Source organism: Fodinibius sediminis (genome assembly GCF_900182555.1).
Taxonomy (GTDB): domain Bacteria; phylum Bacteroidota; class Rhodothermia; order Balneolales; family Balneolaceae; genus Fodinibius; species Fodinibius sediminis.
In genome coordinates, this window is the sequence record NZ_FXTH01000030.1 from 1 (window position 1) to 10,113 (window position 10,113).

General features: G+C 49.0%; 10 protein-coding genes. 5 read left to right on the forward strand and 5 right to left on the reverse strand.

Annotated features, from left to right (window positions below):
- Positions 1-10: 10 nt before the first annotated feature.
- Both FN808_RS18320 and FN808_RS18325 read right to left on the reverse strand, forming a co-directional pair.
- The gene (locus FN808_RS18320; protein ID WP_142716074.1) at positions 11-625 is read right to left on the reverse strand and encodes a hypothetical protein; all 615 of its coding nucleotides are present in this window, start codon (positions 623-625) and stop codon (positions 11-13) included.
- Between the two features lie 2 nt (positions 626-627).
- Positions 628-1,269, reverse strand: coding sequence for a response regulator transcription factor (locus FN808_RS18325; protein WP_142716075.1), 642 nt, complete (start codon positions 1,267-1,269; stop codon positions 628-630).
- Positions 1,270-1,780: 511 nt separating this feature from the next.
- Here FN808_RS18325 and FN808_RS18330 point away from each other — a divergent pair.
- From FN808_RS18330 to FN808_RS18345, 4 genes are all read left to right on the forward strand, one after another.
- A complete protein-coding gene (locus FN808_RS18330; RefSeq protein WP_142716076.1) occupies positions 1,781-3,100 on the forward strand; it encodes an InlB B-repeat-containing protein in 1,320 nt (439 codons plus the stop codon).
- Between the two features lie 17 nt (positions 3,101-3,117).
- Complete coding sequence (locus tag FN808_RS18335; RefSeq protein ID WP_142716077.1) at positions 3,118-3,354, forward strand: hypothetical protein; 237 nt, start codon at positions 3,118-3,120, stop codon at positions 3,352-3,354.
- 258 nt (positions 3,355-3,612) lie between these two features.
- Positions 3,613-5,106, forward strand: a complete 1,494-nt coding sequence (locus tag FN808_RS18340) for a sensor histidine kinase (protein WP_185958496.1) — start codon at positions 3,613-3,615, stop codon at positions 5,104-5,106.
- Positions 5,107-5,333: 227 nt separating this feature from the next.
- Positions 5,334-5,636 (forward strand): hypothetical protein, encoded by a 303-nt coding sequence (locus tag FN808_RS18345; protein ID WP_142716079.1) that lies wholly within the window; start codon positions 5,334-5,336, stop codon positions 5,634-5,636.
- A gap of 389 nt (positions 5,637-6,025) precedes the next feature.
- On the opposite strand, the gene FN808_RS18350 is transcribed toward FN808_RS18345, so the two are convergent.
- The 3 genes from FN808_RS18350 to FN808_RS18360 all read right to left on the reverse strand — a co-directional run bounded on the left by FN808_RS18350 (position 6,026) and on the right by FN808_RS18360 (position 8,944).
- A complete protein-coding gene (locus FN808_RS18350; protein WP_142716080.1) occupies positions 6,026-7,057 on the reverse strand; it encodes an SIR2 family NAD-dependent protein deacylase in 1,032 nt (343 codons plus the stop codon).
- A 1,034-nt stretch (positions 7,058-8,091) separates the two neighbouring features.
- A complete protein-coding gene (locus tag FN808_RS18355; RefSeq protein ID WP_142716081.1) occupies positions 8,092-8,385 on the reverse strand; it encodes a hypothetical protein in 294 nt (97 codons plus the stop codon).
- A 286-nt stretch (positions 8,386-8,671) separates the two neighbouring features.
- Positions 8,672-8,944, reverse strand: coding sequence for a hypothetical protein (locus FN808_RS18360; protein WP_142716082.1), 273 nt, complete (start codon positions 8,942-8,944; stop codon positions 8,672-8,674).
- 675 nt (positions 8,945-9,619) lie between these two features.
- Here FN808_RS18360 and FN808_RS18365 point away from each other — a divergent pair.
- On the forward strand, positions 9,620-10,113 hold a 494-nt coding region (locus tag FN808_RS18365; protein WP_185958497.1), incomplete at its 3' end, for a PAS domain-containing protein.

Consider the following 10,113-nt stretch of genomic DNA (forward strand, 5'->3'; position numbering starts at 1 on the left):
GGAAATTGTTTTATTCCTCTTCCTCGGTTTTCAGAATATTTGATTGCAGGTCTTCTTCCTCTTTTCCGGGGCCGACCGCATGAATAATATCATTGACCGTGTTATAGAGCATCAGCACCACTGAAATCAGCGCTCCCCCCAACGATGAGCTAATGATCAGGGTGAAGTAATACAGGTACCCAAAGTCTGGAGCCGAGCTCTGGTCGGATTTTTCCAGCGGAATATTGAGTAACAGGTAGATCAGAATGGACCCGATAAGCAGCACCGTAACCAGCCAGGCAATTTGCTTGACACGATGGTAATGGCTCCATTTCAGATCGACGTTACTGTTAGCACTGAGTGATAAGAGCGTGAGCATCAAAGCCAGAATATTGCCCAAGGCCAAGGTCACGGTCCCACAAAAACTGCGCGTGGTTTCAAGGGTCATATTAAGCAGTATATGCCCTTCTCCACCGGTGACTTCTCCCACTAGCCAGCCCCCCAAGGCGGTGACAACAGCGGCGAGGCCCCCACCGATGACCGCCCGTTTGGTATCCTCTTGGAACTGTTTAGAAGTAATGGAACTTTTTTGAGCTTCAGAAGGCTCCTCTTTGCTGTTTTGCTTGTTATTGATTGAATGTGACATGGTTAGCTGATTAAATTATATGCTAAAGCATAACGGATTATCTCTACATTAGACTTCATGCCCATCTTCTCACGAATACGAGCGCGATAGGTATGAACCGTGTGGTGGCTGATATGGAAGTGATCTGCAATTTCCTGGGTAGCCAATCCCAAAGCGATACAACAAAACACCTCTAATTCGCGGTCTGAAAGAGAGGTATGGCGGGGTGCATCCCCGTTTCCATGATCGATTCGATCCGCGAGTAGTGATGCTACTTCCGGTATAATAAATGGTTTATTATTATCTATAATATACCGCAGGGCCTGAACTAAGAGGTCCCCAGAGAGTTGATTTTTTGGAATATAGCCCCGGGCGCCAGCTCGGATTGAGCGTACGGCAAAAACATTCAGGTCTTTGTGGGTAATAACAAGAACTGGTAGGGCGGGATGGTGGTCTTTTAAAAATTGCAGGATAGCAAATCCACTTTCTCCCTTTAGCTGTATGTCTAGAATAAGCAGATCCGGGCAATCTGATTCAAGAAATGTATACAGTTCTTTACCACTAGAACCATGGTTATCCAGTTTTAGCCCGCGTGTGTGATGAAGAACTTTTTTCACCCCTTCAATAAACAGGCTGCTATTATCCACTATCCATATCTTACTCATCCTCCCTTTCTCCCTCTTCTTATTATACCTCTGTAAAGTCAATCCCTATAAAAATAAAGTTGAATAATTTTATAACGGATTGCAAAACTGGTTTCCCGGGTCCCCTCATATTAACCAGGCCAAAGGCATGAACAAAACCACCGCTACCTCCAAATCTAACCATTCATATTCTTACTGCTAAAGTTCGGTAGTTATTTTGCATAACGTTACAGCTTTCTCAATTAATAATAGAGGAAGCAAGCTATATACCTATCTGGTTTTACTAGAAGGACATTTAAAAACTGGACCGAATATCGTCACAGGATGGTTGCTCTTCCCAGCTACCTATTGGGGCAGATGGCATTAGCTTGAATAATGATTTGTTATTACCTAATTTCAGGCGGGTACAAAATCAATAACATACCATCATCAGGCGAGGCCGGCTAATAGCCCGGGGTTCAAGAGTATAGCAACATCACTGGTTTATTATGGCGCCCCTCCCAAGCAAAACTATTTTTCAACAGAGGTCCTTATGAAAGTATTTTTCTATTCCCTTGTCATTTTATGGGCTCTATTTATTACATCCTGTAGCACCGCGGACGATACCAAGATGTATGAGGTAACTGCCTCGGTTTCCCCCTCCAATGCCGGAACGATATCCCCGGCCCCTGACAGCACCTACGAGGAAGGAACAGAAATAACTTTGCAAGCACAACCGAAAGACCGCTATGTATTCAGCAGCTGGAGCGGGGATATCGACACCACCCGCCAGGTCGTTTCGCTGACCGTCGATCAGGATTATGATGTAACGGCTCATTTTGAGCTTAAGGAATACAATCTGTGGCTCGATGTGGAAGGTGGGGGCACCATTTATGAGAAAGTGATTCAACAGCCATCCAAAGAGTATCAGCATGGGACGGTGGTTGAGTTAACGGCCCGGGCTGCTGAGGGATGGGAGCTTGCAGGGTGGAAAGGTGACCTGTCGGGTAGTGAGAATCCCGTTCAGATAACCGTTGATGAACCCAAACAGATTGTGGCAGAATTTGAAATCCAGCAGTTTGGGGTAACAACTTCAACGAAGGGGGAGGGAACCGTAAAAAAAGAACCTGACCAGCCGACCTATGAGTATGGCACGGAAGTAACGGTTACCGCCCAACCGGTTGAAGGGTGGAATTTCCTGGAATGGCAGGGGGATGCAACAGGCACGCAGCCTACAGCCCAGCTAACCGTTGACAGTCCCAAAGAGGCAATGGCAGTATTCGAAGAACAGACCTTTTCGGTCACAACCAGTGTAACGGGTAATGGTCGTATTGAGGTCAGTCCGGACCAACCCTCCTATACTTATAATGAGGAGGTCGAGTTTACGGCTATTCCCGAAGGCGATCATATCTTTTTAGGGTGGGATGGGGATCTGAGTGGCTCTAGTACTACCCAAACGGTGGCCATGACCAGCGATATGGATATTAAGGCCACGTTTAATACGGTAATAAATGCCTTAAGTTATCAGTTTTACCCGAGCGTGATTATTGGTGACCGGATATATGACTCCAGGCTAAGCCTGATTAATGACTTGCCTGGAGGTGTACTTCTTGAGAAGTTTATTGTCCAGCGAGCAGATGGAAGCCTTTTAATTGAAGAGAATGTGAATAAAACCATTGCAAGCGATGAAGGGATTAGTTATAACCTGTCATTTGGAATTGCACCTACCAAGGATGAATTTGAAACCTACACAGTGCAGTGGGTGTGCGAATATGAAGGAGAACAGCTGATAAAGGAAGGGGGCGTTACCTCCCTTTCCCCGTTTAAAACGAAACAGGAACCAAATATCACCACGATTGAGGTAGAACCATAAGACCACAGGGAGCAGTGATGAGTACAGACAACCAGCAGGAAAACCGGGACAAGGAAAACGCCTGGATTGAGGAGTTAAACAACATCCTCAATAGCGGCATTGATGTGGGCGACGATTGGACCTTCTGGCGGCAGGCCGAGGACCGGGTCAACCGGCGAGCCGAGGAGCTAAAGCAGCAGCGCGAAGCTCGCCTAAAAGAAGCCCCGGCGCCAACGCTCAAAGAGCGGTTGCTGCGGTGGCTGGGGCTACAGTAATAACCGCCCCCGTACCCGCAGGGGAGTCAGTAACGAGCTTACAGGCGGGCTTTTCCTTCCCCATAGCCTATCTATCTTGGCGGTAGTATTTTAGGTAACTCATTATTCCATATAACCTAAAAAAATCGTACCTTTCTTCGCTTTAAAAAATTGAGCAACAAAAAAGCCAAGCCGGTATGGGATCGGTCTAGCTTTGGCTATAGCGTTGCCAATCAACACTCAACCGGCAGCCCCGAGACGACCAGCCTAAAAAGTACGTTGGCTAACAAACAGCAGGGCGCTGCGCCTACAAATCTACTTACTACCTACATGAATGTTCCTTCAGCTCGATCAAAGGCTATTTATGGCCTTCTGATCCTCTCAGTACTACTGCTGGGTGTTACCGCTGCAAGCGTGTACCTGGCCGATAGCAATCAAGCCAACGATCGCCGGCAGCTGCTGCAATCCCACCGGATAATCCACCACGGGGGACAGATCTTGCTGGAACTCCGGGAGGCCCAACTTGCCCGCCTCCGCCCAGGTGGTGCTGAGGACCCTCGGCCCGGGTGGGGCAACCTGGCAGCGGCGCAATCCCACCTTGACAGCCTGGCCCATGCAATTAACCAGCATCCGGACTCCGCTTTTTCCGAGCAGACCCTGCGTCCGAAGATCAGCCGGGATCTTGCCAGCCTGGAGCAGTATTTTCGCCGGGCATCGCCACAGGGGAGGACGGCCCCGGAGGGCCCCGAAGAGGAGCTTATCGCCGGTATTAGCCAGGCCATCGGCGCCCTTCGGGACGGTGAGGAGGCGAAACTGGCAGCACACAGGGCCGAACTCCAGCAGGGGCTACAGCTTTCCAAGGGGGCCTTGTATTTCGGACTCTTCTTTGTCGGAGTCACGATTCTGCTGGCCCTGCGAAGTATTATTCGCAAGCACAATGAAAACAAGACCTTGATTGACCAACTGGAACAAAGTCACGAGGACATCAAGCGGTTACACGCCCGTGAACTGGAGCTGAGCCAGGAGAAAAGTAAATTTATGGACCTGGCCTCCCACGACCTGCGCAACCCGTTGACCGTCCTCACCTACGTTGCGTCTGAGATGAAGGATGAGCGGACGTCGATCCCCGCACAGCACCGCGAGAAGATTAATTTTATCGATCAATCCGTCGAGCAGATGAAGGGGGTTATCAACCGGTTCCTGGACACCGACAAGATTGAAGTGGAGGGGGCCCCGCAGCTGGCCGCCGAACCAACGAACATGGTCTCGCTCATCGAAGCCCTAATTTCAGGGTTCAAGGCCAAGGCCACCGATAAGGGCATCGCCCTTGTATTTGACCCGGCCTGCCAGGGGGCATGCTTTTACACCGACCGCACGCGAGTTTCCCAAATAGCGACCAATCTCATCTCCAATGCCCTCAAATATTCCACGCCCGAGAGTACCGTCCGGGTTCGCCTGGAATCGCAGGCGCCCGGCCAGGTTACCCTGATCGTCGCCGATGAGGGACTCGGCATGGAGGAGGCGGAGCTAAAGGAGCTGTACAAACCGTATGCCAACATCAGCACCCGCCCCACCGGGGACGAGGATTCCACTGGCTTGGGCCTGTTTATCGTCAAAAATAGTACCGAGGCCCTAGGCGGGACCATCACCTGCCAGAGCGAGGTCGGGGTGGGAACTACCTTTACGGTGAGGATTCCTGAACTGGACGGCCCCGAGGGCGAGAAGGCGGGCCAGGAAACCCCCAGCGCCCCAACCCAGGCGCTGCATTCATGAAGCTAGCGCATTAGCCTCTCCCACCGCGCGTAGAGAAAAGTTCCGCACCGGTTCACAGCGCAGGGCCTGGGTATTCATCAAGAGAACCTCAATATAGCGAGGACCTGGGGGGAGCCAAGTCATAAGATGTAGCAAATTTTGCCATATAATGATACCCGTTTCAGCTACGTTAAAATAGGGGCAGGATGCGTATTCTTGCCTTCTATTTACGTCATCAGAATATAGATATGAATAGGCACATCATGGCAGATTTCCATCGTCGCCTGCGGGCGTACTATGTTAACGGCCATTACCGCGGGTTCTATAAAACCGATGAAAAACGACTCCCGATGGCCGGTATAACGATCCTGGCATTCTCGAACGGCAGAAAGCAGTTCCGCGGGGCCGGGCGGTTCACAGAGGAGGCCCTGGAAGTCGTCTTTAGGCAAATAGACCGGTGCTATGCTAAAAAAAGATGTTCCCGGGCGGCTAACCAAGACGAGGCCGCCCCCGAAAAAAAGCCCCCTGACTTTTCACAAAAAAAGGCCTAATTCACATAATCAGTATCATTGGAGAGACCGGTGGGCCGCCTGGGCGGCCGCTCATGCTGCTTGCCCAAAGAAGCTTTTCACCTGTCATAGTGAAAAACTTTTCGTTGGGTTTAAGCTATCTATTTGAGATGGTCATATATTTAAGGAATTTCATCATGAGCCACCACTTAATTTGTTCTCCCTAAAAGCCCTCACGGCTAATGAGGTGGCAAGGGCCAGGCCGAGAATTGCAAGGAGGATCGACCGATTTAGTGCCGGTAATAGCTATTTTAATTGCTAAATTAAGTATTTAGGTTCTAGTGAAGCAAACGACTCAGAGAGGATCATCCCTGAGCTTCTTCAGCCGTCCCTACCACCGGATTCTCTATGGTTGAGGGACGTTTTTTAGGTCAAGACTCCGAAAAAAGATCATTTAACCCGGGAAATTCACGGAGCCGGACATTATCGCTTGGTTTGGCTTTTTTTACATAGTCCAAGACCATGGACTGCATATTTCTTAACACCTTAACGGAGGGGCGACTTCTGATAGATGCCAGGACCTCATACAAGGGCATAAAAGAGTCCATGCGCACATGCTTGATAGGCAGGGTCTCATGGTCCTTAGAGCCCGGGATAACCATTTCCCCGCTTTGAAGCGAGGGCGTTTCCAGGCCTTCTACCCACTCGCAAAAAATAAATTTGCCCCTCAATTTATTAAGATTATTGTCATCCAAGCAGTTTAGCAGGGACTTCAGAATGCCTTGAATCGTGGGGTCCTGCAGGGAGTAGCCCATAAATATGATGGGCTGTTCGATAAACAAGGTTACCAGTTTTGCTGCCAAATAGTCCCTTTTCTGGCTCACGGTATCATGGTCACGCTGCGTTACCACCATGCTTTGAGGGCGGCTCGTGCAGCCGTGAATTTTGAAAATATTCCCCACATGAAACACATTGGAGAAGAGGAGTTCGCTTTGGCCGATATAAACGGAGAAATCCTCAAGCACCGACTCCAGAAAGGCATCCCAGTTGGTGGTAATGATCCCATCAATATGGATGGTTGAAAGAAGCGCTATTTCATCGCTCCACTCAGGATTCGTGCTCATTGATCGGTCCATGAGATTGGCGAGTTCATACTTTAGCGCCCATTCCCTTTCCTCAGCGTTGCCCGTGCTGGCATCTCGGGGGTGCCCAAACCGCTCCTCGGCCCGGCCAATCTCATCAAACGCCTCCGCCACCAGAGAGCAGGCCTCGGGCAGGCTTGTCGCTTTTGCCTCATAATAGTCAAAACTGTGGGGCAGGTGCGCCTCGCACAGGTTCTGGAGCAACGCCCGCTGGGACGGCAGGGTGGTATATCGACGGCTTAGACCAGGCCCTACAAATAAGTAGGGAACGGTTTCAAAGGTATACAGGTGCTTTTTTAACTGATTTTTGAAAGCAGACATTTATGGGTAAAGTGATTTTTGACTAATGATATCTGGCAGCCTTTGGGTTCTGTAGCCGGGCTGCTGGCGGAAAAGCCCCTTTCCCATTAAGCAGGCGATGCTGGCGACATACCACAAGCAGGGGCTGCTAAATCCTATTGGGATATACATTGGAAGGTACTAAGCTATCATGCTGCCCCGTCGCTCCTCCTTACTCGGGCTGGACAGAAACTGTTGACCTGTTGCGTTTATTCCTCAATCCTTATGTTTTAGGGACATTTTGCATCTGATGTTCCGCCAGCCCTGGTTTTCTAATCCCGATGGGTTGGCCATTAGCGGCTTTTATCGGCGCCCAGAAAGAAAACTTAACTATTTTTTTCGGTGTTTATGTGCTATAAGGGCCTATTATGGGGTCACAGTGGCTTTGAGAAGTGCGAGGCGGTGCGCCGAAATGCACGGCCAACTGCCAAGAGTCTCCTTGTAGGCTTTCCGGGGGATATTTTAGCCGCTGCAGGTGATGTGATGAGCCAAGACCCCCTGGCTCAATGCCACTTCGTGGTCATATAAAATATGGCCAGTTTCCAGATGTATATCTTCTTATCAATCAAAATGGGTTCGTGATAATCCCCGGGCTTTGCAGGCAAGCCGTTGGATACCGGGTGGGTTCGGCTGAGCTATTCACGCGGACTTGTCCAAGTGGGGAACCAGCGGGAACAAAATAACGTTATCTTTACTACAAGGAACTTGGAAGATTTACTACATTTCTATAGGCTAAGTATCTATCACCGGAGAATGGCGATAGGGGCTTTCAGGGCCACTATACCATAAAACTGCCCCTGCATATCTGTCCAATATGCAAGGGCCGACAATTAACTAGACCTACTGAAACAGGTCCATCAAAACAATATAACAGCGGGGACCGTAAAAACAAATCCCCCTTCCATGGCCCCGAAAAGCCCTTCCCTGCCTGTCCAACAGCAAAGGGCGGGCTATACCGGGCCATCTGGGCATAGATTGTCAGGGCCCGGCTTATACTGTGGTCGTGCTTCGCTTTGCTAGGCACCCGGCTCTTTGCGGGCGATATCGTTTTTAAGTTGCATCATTTCCTCCTGCCACTGTCGGCGGCGGTCTTTGTCTCCTGGTGGGCTATCGGAGGTAGAGCTGCTGGCATCCCCCAAAAGCTTTCCGTCCTCTTTAAGCTCCTTCATTTCCTGTTGCCACTGATGGCGGCGTTCTTGGTCTGCCAAGTGATTTTCAGCTCCGGATCCAGCATCATTCAGTGGCTTTTGTACTTCCTTGCGCCACCGGCGGGCGCGTTTCCCCCGAGGGGAGGACTCTTCTTTGCTCATAACAAGTAAAGGATAAGGGTATAGTTGTTGGGTTCCATGGCTGCAGCTATTCCCGGCTCTTCCCAAGCGCCGGCGCTGCGTTAGTCTGTGAGCGGCCCTATCCCCGTAGTAGCCGTCTCCCCTTCCCCACTGGAAGGGTACACACGTAAATGGCTTTGAGCAATGTCATTGCCCAAAGCCTCATTCATCAAGAGACGCTTGCATAAAGCGCCCCAGAAAATAGTAAGCCCGTCCAATAATTCCAATTGATTCCGGGCCAGAGGTAATAATTCGTGCACCTCTGGTCTTACGAGGGCCCCGGAGCCTGTCTGGACAGGTGGCTGGCAGGCCGGAAGACCACAGCGTCCATGTTTTCCGGCTCCTCTTCGGGCCGGGGCTGCTGGCTGTGCCAACGGGTCATATACAGTGCCGTGCCCTCCCTGATGATATCCGAAACGGAGTGGCCGGTAAGCCGGCTGCAGTTGTGCAACAACCGACGTAGATTAAGGGTCATTGTTATCGGAGCTACGGTTTCCTCTTGGCCCGCTTTTTCGGGTGACAATCCTCGTTTTTTCCTCATACCAACGTATTAGATATTATTATTTATCGCCTAAGATAATCATAACTGCCGTTTAGATACAAAAGAGTCTGACCATCAGAACTCTGGTGCACCCTGAAAGCTGTCGAATGGATCAGTCTTTCTCTGTTCGGGTTCCATCAGTCAGTTTTTTTATTGGCCATGTAATACGACGGGCAGACCAAGAAATCCTTGCAAAGAGGAACTTCATAACGGACATACCTTAAATAAAGATAGCGTATTTCCCGTTAAAGGAATCTAAGTGCTTCTAATGTATGGGGAAGGGGTCATAACGTCCTATTCTCTATTTTGACTGGGTACATAAATGGAATGGGTTCACTTAACAAACTTTCGAATTTAAAATGTCCAAAAAAAATGTGGGAGCTTACCCACTCAACAAAGGATCCAGCATTTACATAAAACTTCTGTTGAGTATCAGGCAACAATCGGTAGAATTTAATTAAGGAAGGTTAGTTATTGATTTTGAATCTGCCTCTCAAACACTGGCATTCCATTTTGGAGTCGAAACAACTGCCTGTTCTTTTTGGTACATATGCGATTAAGCAGTCCCATTAAACGTAGGCGGAAGCACTTATATCATTCATTAATTTTTTTTAACATTCTACTCACAGAAATCAGCTGAAAAATTTAGGAATTCCCCATTAAAAATATGAAGGATTGGGGAAAATTATTGAGGCATCAGATATGGTAATCCCCCTGTTTACAGAGCATTCCACCCCAATGTGGATTGTGGATAAAGATTCATTGAATATTTTGGAAGTCAATAGTGCTGCTATTGAATCTTATGGCTATGAAAGGGGGGAATTTTTGGCAAAAACGATTGGCGATCTTCAACCAGAGGCTAAACTCATTTCAAAACCTGGAGGCTATGCTCCTTCTACCAAAGATTTTGAGCGTATTGGAATAATCAACCATAGAGATAGGTGGGGACATACCTTTCCGGTAGAGCTCTTCAGTTGTCCCATGGAATATGAAGGCCAAAAAGCCCAGTTGATAAAAGCTACACCATTAGAGGCTGGTCGTGATAACATTCACGTCATTGACAAGACCGAACAAGAACTAAATTATCATTTGACCAACAGTCCATTGGCCTATGTCATTTGGGATGATAAATTTCAACTTCAAAAGTTTTCCCCAAAGATTACCCAGTG

Coding starts and splice junctions, on each gene's coding strand:
- FN808_RS18355 (WP_142716081.1), bottom strand. CDS start 8,385: ATGAGCAAAGAAGAGTCCTCCCCTCGGGGGAAACGCGCCCGCCGGTGG.
- FN808_RS18360 (WP_142716082.1), bottom strand. CDS start 8,944: ATGAGGAAAAAACGAGGATTGTCACCCGAAAAAGCGGGCCAAGAGGAA.
- FN808_RS18320 (WP_142716074.1), bottom strand. CDS start 625: ATGTCACATTCAATCAATAACAAGCAAAACAGCAAAGAGGAGCCTTCT.
- FN808_RS18345 (WP_142716079.1), top strand. CDS start 5,334: ATGAATAGGCACATCATGGCAGATTTCCATCGTCGCCTGCGGGCGTAC.
- FN808_RS18335 (WP_142716077.1), top strand. CDS start 3,118: ATGAGTACAGACAACCAGCAGGAAAACCGGGACAAGGAAAACGCCTGG.
- FN808_RS18330 (WP_142716076.1), top strand. CDS start 1,781: ATGAAAGTATTTTTCTATTCCCTTGTCATTTTATGGGCTCTATTTATT.
- FN808_RS18350 (WP_142716080.1), bottom strand. CDS start 7,057: ATGTCTGCTTTCAAAAATCAGTTAAAAAAGCACCTGTATACCTTTGAA.
- FN808_RS18325 (WP_142716075.1), bottom strand. CDS start 1,269: ATGAGTAAGATATGGATAGTGGATAATAGCAGCCTGTTTATTGAAGGG.